The sequence below is a fragment of the Mucilaginibacter sp. P5_A4 genome, assembly GCF_056400605.1.
Genome location: NZ_JBFUKX010000075.1, coordinates 1 through 19512 on the forward strand (window position 1 = coordinate 1; position 19512 = coordinate 19512).

Annotated in this window: 19 protein-coding genes; 15 read left to right on the plus strand and 4 right to left on the minus strand. The window is 41.1% G+C overall.

Translation table 11 applies throughout. The features are described 5' to 3' along the window. The first annotated feature begins 971 nt into the window (after positions 1–971). The 5 genes from AC1DQW_RS26045 (at position 972) to AC1DQW_RS26065 (ending at position 7943) form a co-directional block, all read left to right on the plus strand. Positions 972–2966, plus strand: coding sequence for a glycoside hydrolase family 2 protein (locus AC1DQW_RS26045; RefSeq protein ID WP_477456727.1), 1995 nt, complete (start codon positions 972–974; stop codon positions 2964–2966). Between the two features lie 197 nt (positions 2967–3163). After that, complete coding sequence (locus tag AC1DQW_RS26050) at positions 3164–4246, plus strand: sensor histidine kinase (RefSeq protein WP_477456728.1); 1083 nt, start codon at positions 3164–3166, stop codon at positions 4244–4246. Beyond that, on the plus strand, positions 4243–4941 hold the full coding sequence (locus AC1DQW_RS26055) for a LytR/AlgR family response regulator transcription factor (RefSeq protein WP_477456729.1): 699 nt from the start codon (positions 4243–4245) through the stop codon (positions 4939–4941). The genes AC1DQW_RS26050 and AC1DQW_RS26055 overlap by 4 nt, the downstream gene beginning before the upstream one ends. Before the next feature lie 146 nt (positions 4942–5087). After that, a complete protein-coding gene (locus AC1DQW_RS26060; RefSeq protein ID WP_477456730.1) occupies positions 5088–6815 on the plus strand; it encodes a CocE/NonD family hydrolase in 1728 nt (575 codons plus the stop codon). 90 nt (positions 6816–6905) lie between these two features. Continuing rightward, entirely contained in the window at positions 6906–7943 is a 1038-nt protein-coding gene (locus AC1DQW_RS26065) for a class I fructose-bisphosphate aldolase (RefSeq protein WP_477456731.1), read from the plus strand. Here AC1DQW_RS26065 and AC1DQW_RS26070 read toward each other — a convergent pair. Continuing rightward, entirely contained in the window at positions 7940–8347 is a 408-nt protein-coding gene (locus AC1DQW_RS26070; RefSeq protein WP_477456732.1) for a DUF6855 family protein, read from the minus strand. The genes AC1DQW_RS26065 and AC1DQW_RS26070 overlap by 4 nt on opposite strands. Before the next feature lie 324 nt (positions 8348–8671). On the opposite strand from AC1DQW_RS26070, the gene AC1DQW_RS26075 reads away from it, so the two are divergent. From AC1DQW_RS26075 to AC1DQW_RS26090, 4 genes are all read left to right on the plus strand, one after another. Beyond that, entirely contained in the window at positions 8672–9574 is a 903-nt protein-coding gene (locus AC1DQW_RS26075) for an AraC family transcriptional regulator (RefSeq protein ID WP_477456733.1), read from the plus strand. A gap of 156 nt (positions 9575–9730) precedes the next feature. Beyond that, positions 9731–10141, plus strand: coding sequence for a cytochrome c maturation protein CcmE domain-containing protein (locus AC1DQW_RS26080; RefSeq protein WP_477405003.1), 411 nt, complete (start codon positions 9731–9733; stop codon positions 10139–10141). 10 nt (positions 10142–10151) lie between these two features. Then, a complete protein-coding gene (gene ccsA, locus AC1DQW_RS26085) occupies positions 10152–12608 on the plus strand; it encodes a cytochrome c biogenesis protein CcsA (protein WP_477456734.1) in 2457 nt (818 codons plus the stop codon). 11 nt (positions 12609–12619) lie between these two features. After that, a complete protein-coding gene (locus AC1DQW_RS26090; protein ID WP_477456735.1) occupies positions 12620–13342 on the plus strand; it encodes a phytanoyl-CoA dioxygenase family protein in 723 nt (240 codons plus the stop codon). 217 nt (positions 13343–13559) lie between these two features. Here AC1DQW_RS26090 and AC1DQW_RS26095 read toward each other — a convergent pair whose 3' ends face one another. Together AC1DQW_RS26095 and AC1DQW_RS26100 are read right to left on the minus strand one after the other, a co-directional pair. Next, a complete protein-coding gene (locus AC1DQW_RS26095) occupies positions 13560–14093 on the minus strand; it encodes a hypothetical protein (protein WP_477456736.1) in 534 nt (177 codons plus the stop codon). A 24-nt stretch (positions 14094–14117) separates the two neighbouring features. Continuing rightward, positions 14118–15041, minus strand: coding sequence for an alpha/beta fold hydrolase (locus tag AC1DQW_RS26100; protein WP_477456737.1), 924 nt, complete (start codon positions 15039–15041; stop codon positions 14118–14120). Between the two features lie 82 nt (positions 15042–15123). On the opposite strand from AC1DQW_RS26100, the gene AC1DQW_RS26105 reads away from it, so the two are divergent. The 6 genes from AC1DQW_RS26105 to AC1DQW_RS26130 all read left to right on the plus strand — a co-directional run bounded on the left by AC1DQW_RS26105 (position 15124) and on the right by AC1DQW_RS26130 (position 18606). Continuing rightward, positions 15124–15906, plus strand: a complete 783-nt coding sequence (locus AC1DQW_RS26105) for a Rossmann-like and DUF2520 domain-containing protein (protein WP_477456738.1) — start codon at positions 15124–15126, stop codon at positions 15904–15906. A gap of 19 nt (positions 15907–15925) precedes the next feature. Further along, positions 15926–16258, plus strand: a complete 333-nt coding sequence (locus tag AC1DQW_RS26110) for a 2Fe-2S iron-sulfur cluster-binding protein (RefSeq protein ID WP_477419770.1) — start codon at positions 15926–15928, stop codon at positions 16256–16258. 86 nt (positions 16259–16344) lie between these two features. Continuing rightward, entirely contained in the window at positions 16345–16587 is a 243-nt protein-coding gene (gene iscX / locus AC1DQW_RS26115; protein WP_477456739.1) for a Fe-S cluster assembly protein IscX, read from the plus strand. A gap of 109 nt (positions 16588–16696) precedes the next feature. Further along, a complete protein-coding gene (locus AC1DQW_RS26120; RefSeq protein ID WP_477406939.1) occupies positions 16697–17218 on the plus strand; it encodes a KdsC family phosphatase in 522 nt (173 codons plus the stop codon). Between the two features lie 70 nt (positions 17219–17288). Continuing rightward, positions 17289–17858, plus strand: coding sequence for a Maf family nucleotide pyrophosphatase (locus tag AC1DQW_RS26125; protein WP_477456740.1), 570 nt, complete (start codon positions 17289–17291; stop codon positions 17856–17858). Positions 17859–17922: 64 nt separating this feature from the next. Continuing rightward, positions 17923–18606: a DUF4136 domain-containing protein gene (locus tag AC1DQW_RS26130; RefSeq protein ID WP_477456741.1), complete on the plus strand. Its 684-nt coding sequence runs from the start codon at positions 17923–17925 to the stop codon at positions 18604–18606. Positions 18607–18705: 99 nt separating this feature from the next. On the opposite strand, the gene AC1DQW_RS26135 is transcribed toward AC1DQW_RS26130, so the two are convergent. Continuing rightward, the coding region (locus tag AC1DQW_RS26135) for a T9SS type A sorting domain-containing protein (protein ID WP_477456742.1) at positions 18706–19512 on the minus strand (807 nt) is incomplete at its 5' end.

The window sequence follows — 19512 nt, forward strand, 5'->3', positions numbered from 1 at the left end:
GTACAAAGAAAGTATTATAGCTGGGCCTTGGGCAATCATAAAAGGCAGGGAACTAATACGAGTTTAAGTCCTTTAGACTAGCAATGACAAAAGTTCACCCTGCCTTTTACAATAACGTTTTCCACAAAGTTTTTAGTTCTTAACACCCCCCTGCACCCCCCATTCTAACAACAGCAATCTTTATTGTTTTTTCTTTTGTTAGACCAAAGGCAATGACGGTCTGTTTTTTATTTTTAGACAGCCTCTTAAATTGAGGCTAAAATTTGCCGGATTTGTGAGATGGGCGGATGATAAGTTTCTAATTAATCCGGCTCTATATATCCCGATATAAATTGATTTTTCTTCAAAAAAGTGTATTTATAGTGAAGACAGGAACACTATATAGAAATTAACTAACAAAGAAAAAAGAAGTAAATCACTTTGCGTCTTAGCGTCTTTGCGCGAGATAAATTCAGATATCGAACTACAGTCCGTCAGCTTGATTTTAATCACAAGTTAATATTTAGGTTTATAATGTTGATTATCAGTCGCATAAGTGTTCCGGTCTTTGTTGGTTTTTAAAAAGCTTAAGTTGTTGATAATCAGTCATAATGCGTTCCAAAGCGTTCGGGGTGTTCCACTGCACTCAAATGGAACACTTAATAAATCAAATTTAAACAGTTCCTTAGCGCCAACAGAATGCATTTGTATAGTGTTTACAGGATTTACTCACAAATCTGTATAGCTATTTCAGGACGAGACAATTGTCAATCCGATAAAGAACTTGAGAACTGAATGATTGGTAAAACGTAATATAATCCAGCTTTTTCATTACATAATCTATACTTAAATCGGCTGTTAATAATAAGTTTGTTTAACCAGTAAACTAATAAAAGACATTACAATCCATTGATTTAAATTGCCCGCGTATTGTTTGCTGCGCTAAAATTGGTCATAGAAGGTTACTTCCGCAGAAAAGCATACGTATAAAGATGAAAATTAATGTTAAAAGGCTAAAATTCACCAGGATAGTTTTGCTGCTGGCATTTGCTACGCATGTGGTAATGGCATTCGGGCAAAATCCTCAAAAATTGCCGCTCAATGGGCCCTGGAGGTTTTTAATTGATCCGGCAGATGTTTGGTTACAGAAGGGGTATGCTAAAGAGATGCCGCACGAAGCCAAAATTGTTTCTATACCCCACACCTGGAATGTTCAAACTGGGCTTGAGAATTATGCCGGTAAGGCATGGTATTTTAAGAGTTTTCAAGTTCCGGCAAAATGGCACGGAAAAGCGGTTTTTATCAAATTTGAGGCAGTGTATCATGATGCGGTGCTTTTTGTTAATGGCAGGCTTGTGGGCGAACATCTCAATTCAGGGTATACTCCATTTTCGTTCGATATCTCGAAATTCCTGGAATATGGTAAACTCAATAAGCTTGTAGTTTCTTGTGACAATAGCTTTTCTGCCACAAACTTACCATTTCAAAAGGCTTTCGATTGGGCAAACGATGGAGGAATTATCAGAGAAGTGTCGCTTTATATATGTGATAGGCCATCAATAAAGTACGTGCATATCACTCCTGATTTGAATCTGAAAGATAGCAGTGCTGTTGCGCTGGTAAAAATAAAGCTGAATGAGTCTGAGGTCACCTCTGCAGACTTTAGTGCTTTATTGAAGGAAAAAAGGACCGGAAAACTTATTCTTTCACAAAGGACAACTGCAAAGAAGATTGGTGATGGTTATGAGTTGTCGTTTCATTTAAATAAGGTGATACCCTGGCACTTTGACAACCCGTTTCTTTATGAATTGCAGATTATGGTTCGCAATAAAAACGGGGTTTCTGATGTCAGGGTAGAGAAGTTCGGTTTCAGGAAAATAATGATAAACGGCGATAAGCTGACTTTAAACGGCGAGGAGGTGCGCTTGCCTGGCATTGAATATATGTCCGGAAGTCATACATCTTACGGATCAGCCGAGCCCCGAATGATTATGGACAGTGTGGTGAGGATGATGAAACAACTGAACGTTGTGGTCACTCGTTTTCACTGGCAGCAGGATCAACATATGCTTGACCTTATGGACGAATATGGGATTCTGGTGCAGGAAGAAATTCCATGGTGGCAAAAGCCTGCGCAATTGACATCTGAAGTAATGATAACTGCAAAACAGCAACTGTCGGAGATGACAGAAGCGCATTATAACCATCCATGTATTTTTGCATGGGCATTAAATAACGAAGTTCCATCCACGCAGAAAGATAACGATCAGTTAAAAGGTTTTGCCCGGACTTTGGACTCCACGCGATTGATTAATGTCGTTGGAAATAAAATGGATGCTAAACTTGAAAATGATCCTGGACTCATGGGAGATTTACCATCATGGAACGATTATGTAGGAACGTGGAATGGTAACCAACGGGATTTACTGCCTAAAAAATTTGATGATATAGCTATGGCTTTGAAAGGCCGGCCGTTGATGATCAGTGAGGCCGGCCTTTGTGAACCCGCTTTTTCCGGGGGCGATTCCAGAAGGGTAGATGATATGGCTTACCACATGCAGGAATGGCGTCGCAGGCCGTTCATTGCAGGCTTCATTTATTTTTGTCTCAACGATTATCGAACCCAAATGGGTGAAGAAGGAAAAGGTAAATTTCAAATACGCCGTCATGGATTAACGGATATTTATCTGCGGCCTAAACCTTCATTTTATACGTTTGGGCAATTATGCTCTCCGGTTGAAATTACCAAAGTCACCAGGTTGAACAAATCCGACATTTCTATTGAAATCCAGGTAAAAAACTCCATCCCGTCATATACAATCAATGGCTATACACTTGAATACCGCGACTCAAGCGGACAGTTTCATCAAATAATTATTGACAAACTAAAACCTGGTCAAAAAAAACAATTTATCGCTCAAAATATCAACGAGCGATATGCTTTTTCCGTAAAAAGACCACGGGGAGCTATTGCAGCGAGCTATTGATAAAATTAGAAAGTAAATCTAAAATTTGAAAGGTATTTATAAGAGTTAACCGGGATGGCGGGATAAGCACCCCGGTTTTTCTTTTTGTAGAAAAATTATTCCCGCTCATCCCCAAATCTCCGCGCTCCTGTATTTTCTCTTTATATTACCAAATAGATTTTGTTGGTTTGTTTTGTTAACCAGGCAGATCAATAAACTTGAAACAGGAAAAAAACATATCGCTTTACTGGCAATGTCAAATACTTGGCTGGTCGCTGGCCGGGCTGTTCTGGGCGTTTTCTGCCTGGATGCAGGTTCAGGATAGTCCGTTTCCGGGTGGCTTTAGTTATCGGCTGGCGCTGCTTCACTTTGTATTTGATATTGCTATTGGTATAGCCGTTACCCATACTTATTACCTGTTTGCTCATAAGCTTAATTGGATCCGGTTAAAGTTAAAAAGTATGCCTGTAAGGCTTATCCCTACGGTGTTGGTTATGGGATTGATTTATATGCTGCTCGTGATGATTAAATTGTATGTGCTCCGCTATTATTTTAGCTACAATTTTAGTTCGACGTTCGGCGGATTTTTAAGGCAGAATTACCTCATTGTTTCGGCAACTGGTATCAGGCTGATGGCAATCTGGGTGTTGGCTTTTCACCTTTATCATTATGCCGTAATGGAGATAGATACGGCAAAGGAATATTCACGCCTCCAGGTAGTGGCCCGCGAAGCACAATTGCAGCAGTTAGCGGCCCAGCTTAACCCGCATTTCTTTTTTAACTCGCTCAACAGTGTTAAGGCGCTCATCAGTGTCAATCCCGTAAAAGCCCGCAGAGCGATCGACCTCCTATCAGATTTATTACGAAACTCGCTATATGGGCGCAATACAGGACTTATCTCTTTGCATGATGAGATGAGCTTGGTGAACGATTACCTTGAACTGGAAAAGATCCGTTTTGAAGACCGTTTGCAATTCACAATTACTATTGACGAACTACCAGATACTTGTTTAATACTTCCCCTAAGTATCCAAACTTTGGTGGAGAATGCCATTAAGCACGGCATCGCACAGCAAAAAGATGGCGGCCAGATCATTATTGCCGTTAAAAAGGAGGAGGGTTGTATTAGCATAAGCGTCCGGAACCCTGGCAGAATAAAAAATACTGAGGAATCAAATGGACTTGGTTTAAAAAACCTTGAGGAACGGCTATTGCTTCAATACCCAAACAAAGCATCGCTCAGTTTAACAGAATTACCGGGTGATAAAGTTTTAGCAACCATCATAACCCCCATATCATGAAAAAGATAAGCGTGATTATAGTGGATGATGAGCGCCTGGCGCGGGATGAAATTAAACGGATGCTGATGGATTACCCTGATGTAGCCGTTTTGGGCGAAGCCGGGAATGCTGACGAAGCAAAGCACCTTATAGAAAAGTATAACCCCCAGCTGCTATTCCTGGATGTACAAATGCCCGGAAGATCTGGCTTCGACCTGCTGGAAATGCTTTCGGATGTACCCGAAGTTATTTTTACAACTGCCTTTGATCAATACGCGGTTAAAGCTTTTGAGGCAAACGCGCTTGATTACCTTGTAAAACCAATCCGCGATGAGCGTTTTGCAAAAGCCATGCAAAAGGTAAAGGATAAGCTGAGTGTATCGCCTGCTAATCAGCAGATATTTATTAAGGATGGCAACAAGTGCTACTTTGTTAATCCGGCGGATATTTACCTTATCGAATCGATGGATAATTACGCGGTATTGCATTTTGGCAATAGCAAGGCTTTCCTGAAACGCTCGCTCAATCAACTGGAAGAAAAGCTGGATCCGGCGGTGTTCTTCCGGATAAACCGTGCACAGATCGTAAATAAGGCATTTATTGGTCAAATTCATCATTTGGCTGGCGGTAAATTAAATATCAGTTTAAAAACAGGCCGATTGCTGGAGGTATCCGACAGGCAATCGGTGAAATTTAAAACCCTGAACGGACTTTAAAAAGCCGAAAGGATAAGGCTGAAGGCGGAAAGCTTTTTAAGTACATATAAATTAAATAAATAATCAACATAAGAATGCCAGGCAGCATGAAAGTAAATTCACAAGCTTTCTGCTTTAAGCCTTCGGCTTTTAGCTAAAAAAACATTATGAAAAAAATATTGCTATTACTGGCTTTTATAAGCCGGGGGGTAACTCTTTTTGCCCAAAATGTACCCCAAACTGATGCGGAACGGTATATCATTAATGATAGTGTGTTCATTAAAACGCGACAAGGGCATATGCTCTCGGCGGTGGTTGTCCGCAAGCGTGATGTGGCCGGTCCACAGCCTGCTGCTTTGTTTGTGTTTATTTATTCGGATGTTAAAAGGAGCCTGGCCGAAGCCAAATACGCTGCCGATCATGGTTATGTGGGCGTAGTTGCCGACGTGCGTGGTAAGCGCCTGAGCCCCGAAGAAGTGGCCCCCTATGAGCACGATGCCGAAGATGTTTACGAGGTGATAGACTGGGTAAGCAAACAGCCCTGGAGCAATGGAAAGGTTGGGATGTATGGCGGCAGTTATTCGGGCTTTGTGCAATGGGCCGCTTTAAAGTACAAGGTTCACCCTGCGCTTAAAACTATTGTACCGTATGTTTCGGCTATACCTGGGATGGGCCTCCCGATGGAAAATAATGTGTTCCTCAACGCCAATTACGGCTGGGCATTTTACGTAACCAATAACAAATATTTGGATACGGCAACCTACAACAACCAGCAGCGCTGGCGGGATTTAAATGACAAGTGGTACAAAAGCGGTGCAGCATACCGTAAGATAGATAGCGTTGACCACGCCCCCAACAAATGGCTGCAACGCTGGCTGCAGCATCCTGGTTTTGATAAATATTGGCAATCTATGATTCCGTATGGAAAAGAATATGCTAAGATCAATATCCCGGTGCTGGCTTTTGATGGTTATTATGATGATGGGCAAACATCGGGCTTGTACTACCTGCGGCAACTGGCTAAATATAACCCTAATGCCGATTATTATTTGGTGTTGGGTCCGTATGATCATTTTGGCGCGCAAAGGGGCGGAGAAGCCAACCTGCGTGATTATAAAGTTGATCCGGTAGCGCTCATTAATACAAACGAGATCACTTTTCAATGGTTTGATTACATTATGAAACACGGAAAAAAGCCGGCCATATTAAAAGATCGCATTAATTACGAGGTAATGGGCGCCAATCGCTGGGATCATGCGCCATCGCTCGAAAAAATGCACCATAGCATGCTGAAATTATACCTTAGCAATGTTAAAAAGGATGATCAGTTTAAACTTTCGGCACAAAAACCTATCGGCCCGGCATACCTTGAACAGGAGGTTGATTTTGCCGACCGTACCACCATGAACAGTTTTGCCTATCCGTATCCCATTATCCAGAAGGATATTTACAGCAACGGCTTTACTTTCATGAGCGATAGTTTAAAACAACCGCTCATTGTTAACGGGGCGTTCATTGGTCGGCTCACCGCTGCCATTAATAAAAAGGATTTTGATTACAGCGTGGTGCTTTATGAAGTTATGCCCAACGGCGAATATTTTGAACTCAGCTATTTTGTCGGCCGTGCCAGTTACGCCTGGGAGATCAACCATCGCAGGTTATTGCAGCCCGGGAAGATAACAGCCATTCCGTTTTCAAATACCAAGGTGGTAAGCAGGCAATTGAGCCGGGGTAGCCGCTTGCTGGTAGTTATCAACGTAAATAAAAATCGCTTTTGCCAGGTAAACCATGGTACCGGGAAGGATGTAAGTAATGAAAGCATTGCTGATGCCAAAACACCTTTAAAAGTGAAGTGGTATAACAGTAGTTATATTGAGGTGCCGGTATCCAAATGATCGGAGTGGGAAAATAGCTGTCTTTTATAATATCATCAAACAACCATTGCCCATGCGTGTTCATGTATATACCTACTTAACACAACGTATATGGATATGGACAATTCAATATTAAAAAGCATCGCACAGCGATTAATGGCAGATAATAAAGGGCTGCTGGCGATGGATGAAAGCACACCCACCTGCAATAAGCGCTTTGCGGAATTAGGGATACCCCAAACCGAAGAATATCGGCGTAAATATCGCGATCTTATAGTTAATACTTCCGGTTTGGGCGAGTACATTAGCGGGGCAATCCTATTTGATGAAACCATTAAGCAAAGTACTACTGATGGTACCCTGTTTATTGATATTTTAAAACGGAATGGAATAATTCCGGGTATAAAGGTAGATGAGGGGACTATACCAATGGCAGGTTTTCCCGGAGAAAAAATAGCCGAGGGCCTGGATGGCCTGAACGGACGGTTAAAAGCTTATTACGATATGGGAGCCCGTTTTGCTAAATGGCGGGCAGTTATTATTATAGGGAATGATATCCCTTCTTCGGCATGTATAAAGGCCAACGCCTATACGCTGGCACGTTATGCTATTCTTTGCCAGGAAACCGGTTTGGTACCCATTGTTGAGCCGGAGGTGGTGATGGATGGCAACCACTCATTAGCGCAATGTGCTGCTGTAACAACCGAAGTACTGCATGCCGTTTTTAATGCATTGTACCAGCAGCGGGTTGACCTGGAAGGCATGATCCTGAAACCAAACATGATACTGCCCGGAGAAGACAGCCCCGAAAAACCAACCGTTGATGACGTTGCCGAAGCTACTGTAAAATGTTTTTTAAGAACCGTACCTGCCACTGTGCCCGGCATCGCCTTTTTGTCTGGCGGTCAGTCGGCCCAATTAGCTTCAGAGCGCTTGAACAGGATGCACACCCATTTTGGTGAGATTATGCCCTGGGTGCTTACCTTTTCATTTTCAAGAGCGATACAGCAACCCGCGCTGGAGTTGTGGCGGGGCAAGGATGAAAATATTGCGGCAGCCCAGCAGGCCTTGCTCCATAGGGCGGCTTGTAACAGCGCCGCTACAAGGGGTGAATACACTGCAGAAATGGAAACCCCCGGTCAATCCTAAACCACCCTCATTTTGTTGCCTTTTGGCTCGTGCGTAACCTCGGCAAGCCCTAAGGCTTCCATGAGAGGAGGTATGTACATGCCGAAACGTCCGCGCAGGCCCTTTTTTAACCCATACCAGCCGCCAACCGGGTTTGTTTCTGAACGGCCCCATGATTCCACTGTACCTTCTTTGGCTGGCTTTTGCTCATCGGCGCTGCCAAGTTCCATCCAGTCGCCATGTGCTTTTAACATCGCATGCAAATCGGTGAGGCAGCGGTAATCATAATGCAAAACTGTTTTGCCAACAGTGCATACCAAAATTTCTTTACCATCTTTTACATCGGCATGCATGGTATAGTCTGATGATAAGGGTGGTGTTTTTAAAGTCAACGGGTTTTCTTTAGTACCTATCTTATCTTTCATTTTTTTATTGTTTAAGTTTTTTTACCGGGTTAACTCAGCAACCTGATGCTATAAATATACTTAAGTTAAATAGTAGATCCTTTAAGCGCAAACGAATTTATTAAGAGAACCATCGTGTTGTTTTAACACTTAAAACGCCGGTTGGTGGACTATTCATTTGAGACATAATTAAAAGATATGTGATTTTGGCATAATGATATGTGCCATGTGCAATCCTTTGTAAATGATTGTATTTGCCAATTTCTTTATCTATTATAGCAGTGCATAAAAGCTGCAATACGTTTGTTTATATGTATTATCCAACTGCAAACCAATTATAATTTTATGAGTAGCGGCTATAAAAGACGGGACGGTTTTATTGGTGAAAAACTGATAAACGTTCCTTTGAAAATATTGGAAGAGGCTAAAAATAAAGAGCCGGAACTTTTTCCGGTTTACATTACCCAGATAGGATATTTCCCAAAAGCAAGTTTTCATTACCGCGAACGCCGGAAAGGATGTGAGGATAATATACTTATTTATTGCCTGCAGGGGAAGGGGCATTATATATTGGACGATAAGCGGTATGAGGTAAGCTGCAACCAGTTCGTCATCATCCCGGCTACAAATAAGTACATGCGCTACTGGGCAGATAATGATGATCCATGGACTATTTACTGGGTTCATTACACGGGAGCTGGTATTGATGCTTTTAACCGGGCACTTAAGCTGGGTATATCAAACGGACCTTTATTGATACCATTTAATGAGAAAGCATTAGAAATTTGGGAGTACATATATAAAACGCTTGAAATGGGCTATAATATTGAAAACCTATGTAATGCCAACTTTTGTCTTTACCATTTTATTGCTACGTTTCTGTTTCAGCATCGCCAGGTTAAAAATAAAACAGACAACGGAGGGGATATTATCACCAAAACTATTCACCGTATGCGCAGCAATATCAGCAAAAAACTTTCGGTGGAAGAAATGGCCCAAAGTCATAGTTTATCGGTATCGCACTTTTCAAACCTCTTTCGTAAAGCTACCGGAATGCCGCCTATAGATTACTTTATCCATATAAAAATGCAAAAGGCCTGCCAGTTGTTGTATACAAATGGCGAAAAGATAAGGGATATAGCTACCGGCCTGGGTTATGAAGATCCGTATTACTTTTCGCGGATATTTAAAAAATACATCGGCTCATCGCCGGAACAATACCGGTTAAATGTTAAAAATGCAGGTTGATTGTACTAATAGCCTCCCGGCATATTCATTAGTTTTTATCTGGATTTTTGCGCTACTGTTAAGAATGGTTCTAAATAAAACATATCACTTGTAATAAACATTATTAGCTATACGTTTTGTACTTTTGCATTTCTATTAATTTTATATAAACCGCAAATGAAAAAAAGTTCAATTTTTGGCCTTATTGTTATAGCTATCGCTATAGCGGTTATCATTAGTGTATACTCCAACTCAAGTACTTATGGTTCTTTTGGCGATGCCTCAAAAACCAACAGCGAATTACATATTGTAGGGCACCTTAATAAATCAAAAGAGTTGTTTTATGATGCTACTAAGGATGCCAATTACTTTTCGTTTTACATGAAGGATAATAAGGGCGAGGAACGTAAGGTTATTTTTACAGGTACCAAGCCAGAGGATTTTGAACGGAGCGAACAACTGGTGCTTACCGGCGCTATGGTTGGCAACGAGTTTCATGCATCCAAGATCCTGATGAAATGCCCATCAAAATACACCCAGGATAAAATAGAAGTTACAGAAGTTAAGGCCAAACAGGCCAGTATATAAAACCATTTTGATGGATACAGTTTTTAAAGGTGAACACCTTTTACCGGGCCAGATAGGTCAGTTTTTTATCGTTCTTTCTTTCGGAGCCGCTCTTTTATCTTGTATCAGTTATTACTTTGCCACTACCGAAGACGCAGGGAAACAGGATAGTATTTGGCAAAAACTTGGCCGTATAGGCTTTTTTGTTAATACAGCCGCTATATTGGGTATAGGCACCTGCCTGTTTTACCTTATTTACAAGCATTATTTCGAATACCATTACGCCTGGGCTTATACCTCGCGTTCATTGCCTATTTATTACATCATATCAGCTTTTTGGAACGGACAGGAGGGGGGCTTTTTGCTATGGTTGTTCTGGCAGTCGGTTTTAGGTATTGTACTCATCTTCAAGGCTAAATCATGGGAGCGCCCGGTGATGACAGTTGTAGCCCTATCGCAGGTAATGCTGGCTACCATGGTTTTAGGTGTTGAGGTATTGGGCCAGCGAATAGGCAGCTCGCCATTCCTGTTGTTAAGGCAATCAATGGAGGCACCCATTTTTTCGAACCCCAATTACCTTGAGTTTATAAAAGACGGGCAGGGCATGGTGCCGTCACTGCAAAATTACTGGATGATCATTCACCCGCCAACGCTGTTCCTGGGCTTTGCATCAATGGTGGTGCCTTTTGCTTACGCAATTGCGGGGCTTTGGCAAAAAAGGTATAAAGATTGGGTGCAACCTGCTATACCTTACACGCTGTTTGCCTGTATGATACTGGGTACCGGTGTGGTAATGGGCGCGTTCTGGGCTTATGAATCGCTTAATTTTGGTGGTTTCTGGGCATGGGACCCGGTAGAGAATGCTTCTATTTTCCCCTGGATAACCCTGGTGGCAGCGGTTCACGTGCTTGTTGTTTATAAAAATACAGGTCATTCATACTTTACAGCTACGTTTTTAGTGTTGATAAGCTTTGTGCTGGTATGGTACTCATCGTTCCTTAACCGCAGCGGTATTTTGGGCGATACTTCCGTACACTCTTTTACCGACCTTGGCATGTTTTGGCAGCTGGTTATAGGCATTATGTTGTTCCTGGTACTATCGGTAGTATTGCTGGTACGCAGATGGAAGGAATTGCCTATCACCAAAAAGGACGAAGAAACTTACAGCCGCGAATTCTGGATGTTTGTGGGCGCTGTATTTTTGAGTCTTTCGTGCTTTCACTTACTGGTAGTAACCTCTGTACCGGTTTGGAACGAGATACTTAAAACCAAGATAGCGCCGCCAACTACTAAGCATTACAACGTTATCCAATCGTCGTTTGTATTGGTAATAACTCTCTTAACCGGCTTTACCCAGTTTTTAAAATATAAAAAGACTGATGTTACCAGGTTTTTTATCACAACAGGTATTTACCTGCTGTTTGCAGCTTTGGTAACAGCGCTTATTGTTTATGCTACAGGTGTATACAAACTTAATATGGTGTTTGTGCTGGTAATGTGCGGCTCGGTATATTCGGTAATAGCCAATGTCAAAGTACTGGCAGATGCCTTTAAAGGCAAGTTTAAACTGGCCGGTTCTGCGGTTGCGCACATCGGTTTTGGTTTGCTGATGATAGGCGCGCTTATATCGGCAGGTACCAGCTCGGTAATTTCAATAAACAACACCGGCGAAGGTTTTTCCCAGGATTTTGCCAAAGAACAAAACCCACGCGAAAATATAACAGTATATCGTAACCAGCCTCTAAAAATGGGCGATTATATGGTAACTTATGTTGGCGACTCTATATCATCGCCCAATCACTTTTTTAAGATCAATTACAAAAAGGTAGATGCCGCCGGTAAAGTAACCGATGAGTTTACACTGAAACCAAAAGTACAGGTAAATAAAGGTCAGCTGGCTTCTTCGCCGGATACCAGGCACTATTTGCTGCATGATTTGTATACGCACATTACCATGACCAATGCCATTACCGCAACTGAAGGAGGGAGTGAGAACGCTGATGCTGCTCATGATGCCGATAACGATGACAAGAACTACGATGCCCCTGTAGCACATGAAGTTGCACCGGGTGATACCATTAGATACCGCGACGGATATATTGTACTGAAAGCCTTAAACAAGGAGACCAAAGTGCAGAACATTCCGCTTACAGATAGCGACGTAGCCATTGGCGCCGACCTTGAAGTAGTATCAAATGGTAATAAGTATAGCGCAAGGCCGGTATATATGATCAAAAATGGTAACGTATTTGATTTTGCCCGTAAGGTTGATGACGCCGGTTTAAAACTGCGTTTCAGCAAGGTGATACCAGAGACTAAGAAGGTAGAGATTATGGTTTTTCAGCAGCCGGAAAGCAAGAAGAAATTTGTGGTGATGAAAGCTATCCAGTTTCCCTATATCAACTTCTTTTGGGCCGGTACTATCATTATGGTGATAGGGTTCTTTCTATCAATACTTCGCAGAAACAAGGAACTAAAGGCCGTTTAAGTGTTTATTGGATGGATAASCGTTTAATATCCCATCATAAAAACATATTAAATGATGGTTTTACCATAATAAATGATGTTTATGGCGATGCTGAAGTTAAGGGTATTCTTGATGTTATAGCATCTGCCGATCAATCAAACCCGGCATTCCGCAAAACCGAAGACCTGTTTGCCATAAGGCAATTTTTAAAGGAATTACCACGGGTGGTTCCTTTAATTTTTAACAGCAATTTAAAAACACTTATTCATACGCTGTTTGAAAAGAGTTACTTTGTTGTAAAATCCATTTATTTTGATAAGCCCGAAGCAAGTAACTGGTTTGTAGCCTGGCACCAGGATTTGACCATTGTTGTTGATAAAAAGGCGGAGATCTCTGGTTATGGTCCGTGGACAATTAAGCAAAACCAGTTTGGCGTGCAGCCGCCATTAGATATTCTCCAAAACAATTTCACTATCCGAATACATCTGGATGATACTGATCAGGACAACGGTGCATTAAAGGTGATCCCCGGATCGCACAAGAAAGGTATCTATCGACCTGAAACTATCAACTGGCAGGCCGAAACAGAGGTTACCTGTAATGTAAAAGCAGGCGGCCTGATGTTCATGCGACCCTTGTTGCTCCACGCATCAAACCGAACCACCAATAATAAAAAACGCCGGGTGATTCATATTGAGTTTAGTAAGGTTGAATTGGCTGCAGGATTGGATTGGGGTGAGAGGGAAGTGATATAATAAAAAAAATATTGTTAACTCCCGGCGAGATTATCTTACTCGTTAGCCCCTTGTTCTACATATTTTATACCTGCACTAACAAAAAACTTTTTTAATAAGTCAAATTTTTGGTTGCATGTTTTGCCTATACCTATATTGTTTGATTGAGAAGAATAGTCATGGCAATGAAAGCAGATGTCAATGTGGTCAATTACTGTGCCTTTTTTGTTAAAAAAGATTAAAGAATTACGTGGCTCAAAACATGATCTGGATGGCTTGTAATAAAGCCCATCTTTTTTTTAAAATCGGTGTTAAAAATGATATTTGTTAGCTGATTAATTTGGTCTTGGTTTAATATTTTATATTCAAGTAATGTAGAGTAATCTAATTTGTTTTTAATGATTACTAAGCCTTTTTGTTGTTGTTTTTCTTTATAAGTGAAGGTTTTTGTGGGATGCAAAGTATCTGAAAATAGCGACGGATCTGGTTCAAGATAATACAAATATGATACTGCCAATATTTTAACTGCTTTTGAATATGGATACTTTTTTAAGCGCTGGGCAATCTTATACTGATAAGTAAAGGTGCAATTATCATATTCGGGTTTCCACCGTTTATATAGTTCATACTGTTTATTATATTCTGCTTTTAATTTTGCATACTTATTTTTCTGCTTAACATACCTGTTGGTGTCAGCTGCAAATGTACCTGCATGGCTATTGTAGCTAAGCCCCATCAACAAAAACAAACAAAACAATAGTATAGGTTTCATTTGATTAAGTTACCCAAAATTAAATTACCCCTGTTTCAGAAACGATAATATTTTAGCATTAACTAAATCAGGTTTTTCCAGGTATGGCAAATGCGCGGCATCGGTAACCGGGAAAAAATCAACCTTTAGCACACTGCGAATAGAATCGCTGAAACGGAAAGGCACTGTTTTATCATCCTTGCCCCATATTAGTAATACTGGTTTATTGGCGCCGTTGAGGCAGATATTGCTTTCGCGACCACTTTCGTTGTAATCATACAGGGTTGATACCAGTGCATTTCTGAAGCCTTTGTATTTCATTTGCGGCAGATAAAGTTTTTCCCATCCCGGGTGCAGCTTCGGGTATTTAAAATCTGTAACCTGGCCCCTGGCACGCTCATCAGAGTTTACAGCTTCGTTATACATGGTTATATATTTAGGTGCATTTGGCTTTTTGTTTTCGTATGCCGGATCAATAAGTATAACTTTGTTTATCAGATCGGGATGCTTGCAGGCAAAGTTGGTTACAATTTTGCCACCGAAAGATACGCCGGCCAAATTAACTTTGCCTTGCAGTTTTAACTGTTTAATAAGTTCGAGTAGCTGGTTGTCGTATAGTTCTTTATCATAAACAACGTCGGGCCTGTCAGAGTAGCCCCTGCCATAGGTGTCATATCGTAATACTTTATATCCTTTATTAATAAGGTATTCATATGTACCATCCCATATATAATACGGAACACTAAAGCCATGAACAAGTATAATTACTTCGCCATTTTGGGGGCCTTTAAGTTCGTAATGGGTAACGCCCTGGCTTAATTTGACAAAGCTGCCTGCAATATTTTTACGGTCGGTATCGGTTAATATTTTTTTCTCTTTATTGTTATATTCATAAAAACAATATAATATTAAAGAGGCTGCGCCAACCAGGAATATTATAATTATTATACTTACTTTAAGTATTTTCATAGCGTATTTAGATGATGTTTACTAAAATACACAAATATTTAATTGGTTTTAACCTGTTTAGGGTTTAAATTGTAAAATTAATATGCGCATAACATTAATAGGATCGGGCAATGTGGCAACACATATGGCGGCGGCTTTTAAAAATGCCGGTCATCGTATAGTACAGGTTTATAGCCCAAACATGCACAATGCGGCGTTATTAGCTTATCATGTAGGCGCTACTGCCATAAATACACTCAGCGATATTGACCCCAATACAGATATATTTATTATCGCGGTTAAAGATGATGCCATTGCCGGGGTTAGCGAAGCGCTGGCCAAATATCAAAAACTAATAGTGCATACCTCCGGCTCAACAAACCTGGATGTATTATTGACTTTTACCGATAAAGCCGGAGTGCTTTATCCCCTCCAAACCTTTAGCAAAACCCGCGAAGTTGATTTTGCAACTGTTCCACTATGTATTGAAGCAGCAAACGAAAGTATATATGCCGATTTAGAGCAGCTTGCTACTACAATAAGCAATAATATTTATTGCGTTAGCTCGGCAGGGCGTAAAATATTGCACCTGGCAGCGGTGTTTGCATGTAATTTTCCTAATTACTTGTATGAGGTGTCAAGGCAACTGCTAACTGATCACGAAATGGACTTTAATTTACTAAGGCCACTGATACTGGAAACCGCCCAAAAGGTGCAGCAACAATCACCTGCAGCCGTGCAAACCGGTCCGGCGGTGCGTAATGATCAAATAACTATGAATAAGCACCTGGAAATGCTTGCCGACCAGCCCCAATTGCAACAAATATATACATTGCTAAGTCAGGGTATTATCAAAAACAATAATGGAGGGCACGGGGATAAGTAATTTTGTTACTTTTGCCTAAATGAACATTTTTAAAGTAAAGATAAACTTCGAGGAGAATGGGCACAATACAATTGAACTGCCAATAGCCGAGGGAGAATCTGTATTAGATGTGTGCCTGGAGAATGGCATCGAACTACAGCATAATTGTGGCGGCGTTTGCGGATGTAGCACCTGCCATGTTTACGTTAATAAAGGAATGGACAACGTCCAGGAAATATCTGATAAAGAGGAGGATTTTATTGACAGGGCCGTTGACCCACGTATCAACTCGCGCCTGGGTTGCCAGTGTGTAATTGTTGATGGCGATATAGAGGTTACCCTGCCAGATCAATCGCAGTTCCTTGGTCATTAAGAGGTTTATTAAGACCCCCAAAGCACTAAGATAGAAATGCGTACAATACATAACGCATCGCGTAATTAAGTATATAACCAAAAAAAATGAGCGAGAACAAATTTGCCTTACCAATTCACTGGAACGACTACGAAGATATTGCCATTGAACTTTACGAAAAGTTTGGTGATGACTTTGACGAATCGAAAATATATCGGATCCGGTTTACCGAACTATTGGAATGGGTACTAAGCCTGCCCAACTTTGCCGGCACAAGGAGCGAATCAAACGAAGGTCACCTGGAGCAGATTCAATCGGCCTGGGTATATGAGTGGCGGGATAATCAATAGAGTTGTGAGTGGTGAGGAGATAGTGGTGAGTTTAAGAGATCGGTCTTAAATCAAAATCATCAGTCCAATCGGTGTAATCACCTAATAATCGGTGAAATCATAAAAATATATGGAGTCATTTCTAAATAAATTAAAAGATATAACCACGTTTATTTTTGATGTGGATGGTGTGCTTACAGATGGTTCTGTTTTTGTGACCGAAAGCGGCGAACAAAGCAGGGCTTTTAATATAAAGGATGGCTATGCCCTGCAGTTGGCCGTTAAATGCGGTTATAATGTTTGTGCCATATCTGGTAGCAGGTCAAAAAGTGCTATATACCGTTTAAACAGCCTGGGGATCCAGGATGTTTATATGGGTACACATACCAAATCGCAGCGTTTTAAAATTTACCTGGAAGAGAAGGCTATTATTGCTACCAATGTGTTATACATGGGCGATGATATACCCGACCTGGAAGTAATGAAACTTGCTGGTTTACCCGTTTGTCCTGCCGATGCTGTTGAAGAAATAAAAGCAGTAAGCGCTTATGTATCGCCTTATGGCGGCGGCAAAGGCTGCGCCAGGGACATTATTGAAAAAGTACTTAAGGTACAGGATAAATGGATGAGCCAGGAAGCTTATAGCTGGTGATTTAAGTCAAAAGTCAAAAGTCTTTTATCCTTTGTCTGAAAATCCTTCGTCCACAAATCCTTCATCCAAAATGAATATTCCCAAAATTATTCTCGCATCTAAATCGCCACGCAGGCAGGAGCTTTTGCGCTTGATGGACYTGGAGTTTGAGGTGGTGCTGAAGGACGTGGATGAATCATATCCCGATGGTTTAACACCACAGGAAGTTGCCGTTTATATAGCCCGTAAAAAAGCCGAAGCATTTGACGAAACGATAGGAGATGAGGTAGTTCTTACTGCCGATACCATTGTTTGTGTTGATGGCCGGATATTGGGTAAACCCGAAACTCCTGAACATGCCATTCAAATGCTGCAAATGCTATCGGGCAAGTTGCATTTGGTGGTAACCGGGGTGTGCCTATTATATAAGCATAAATACAATAGTTTTTTTGATATATCTGAAGTGTTTTTCCGTAAGATGAGTTTGGAGGAGATCACCAGTTATGTGGTTGAATATAACCCCCTTGATAAGGCTGGTTCATACGGAATTCAGGAACGGATTGGACTTATAGGCATCGAAAAAATATATGGCTCATACACCAATGTAGTGGGCCTGCCAACCGAGAAATTATACGCCCAGTTAGTTAATTTAAATAAATAATATTTAAATTAAACCTTTTGTTTTTCATAAGTCTAATACTCAAATATAACAGAGCTAATTTGTCATGAAAACAACCATTAATTTAGGGCTGGTATTGTTGCTGGTATCTGCCCTATCTGCTTGCAGCAGTTACAACTATTACACCGCAGCAAAAAACAAAACAAATCTTTCAGCCTACCGTACATTTGCCTGGCTTCCGCCAGATGCGCAGCCAAACAAGGCAGGTGGTATAGTGAAAAAAGAAATTGCCGATGAGAAGGTTAAAGAAACTACCATTCAGGCATTAACGGCTAAAGGGCTTAAATTACAGGAAAACGATCCGGATTTGCTGGTAAGCTATTCTACAGTGACCGGGAGAGGTGTAAAAAATGAATTTTACCCTGCCTATTATGGCTCACTTTACTCCGGCTGGGGTTGGGGCGGTTTTGGCTGGGGCTATCGTTCGTTTTATGGCGGCTATGGCTGGGGATACCGCCCGTTTTATGGTGGATTTGGTTGGGGATATCCATATTATGGTTATGGTGGAGGTGGTGTTATGGCCCGCGTACCTTACAAAGAGGGTACTTTGATCATCGACATTATTGACCGTAATACAAGGCAGTTGATATGGCGCGGTTTTGGTGTTGGCGAATTACATAACCCAAAAACAACTTTAAAAGAATTACCTAAGGTAGTTAATGGTATATTGCAGCAACTGCAATTAAACCAGGTTAACCGCCCGGCGGTACTTGATACCAAAAAAGCATAAACTATTTTATTCTCCTGCAAGCGATAAAATAAACAAAAAACCTCTTTAGGCTTTAAGCTTAAAGAGGTTTTTTGTTTGCATTGTATTTAGACTGAGGCGTTATTTCTTCACAAATTTGGCTTTGCCAAGCGAATTTCCGCTATCGTCTTTTAATTCGGCAATGTATATGCCTGGGTTAAACTGCGATACGCTTTCGCTCCAGTTAGTGCTGTCAGAAGTTTTTTGCAGCACCATGCTGCCGGTTACATCATAAATATTCAATTTGTATTTTGAAGGTGCCGTAGTTGTTTTACCATTAGTAATAGCAATATTCAAGGTTTCAACGGTAGGGTTAGGGTATACACTAAACATACTTGCGTTACCGCTTTTATCATAATAAATATTAACCGGCCCGGCATAAGTAATATTACCAAACAGATCTACTTGTTTTAAACGGTATACATTGTCGCCCGTGTTTGGTGTTTTATCGGTGTACTTATAAATAGTACCCCCATTGCTTTGGGTGTGATAAACAGATGAATAGTCTTTGCCGCTTGTTTGCTGCTTTTCAAGGGTGAAGAAATAATTGGGGCCCTCGTTGTAAGCCCTCCAGGTAAGCAGTACCCCATCTGTAGCTTTTTGAGCTGTAAATGTGGGCAGTTGATATTTAGATGCAGGCAGTTGCTGAACGGTTAGTTCAAAGCGGTTAGCACCAAAGGTGTTGGTGTCACTTCTGGAGATGTTGAATGCGTATGATTTATACCGGCCAATATCTAACGAATCCTTTTTAAAATGATCAAGCAGGGTAATTTTATAATTGTTTGTATCAATGTTGCGAATGCCTTCAATTTTTAAGCTATACATGCCATCAGTTTTACCATTTGCAAAAAGCTTTATTCTGACACCCTGCCTATAATCGGGAAAATG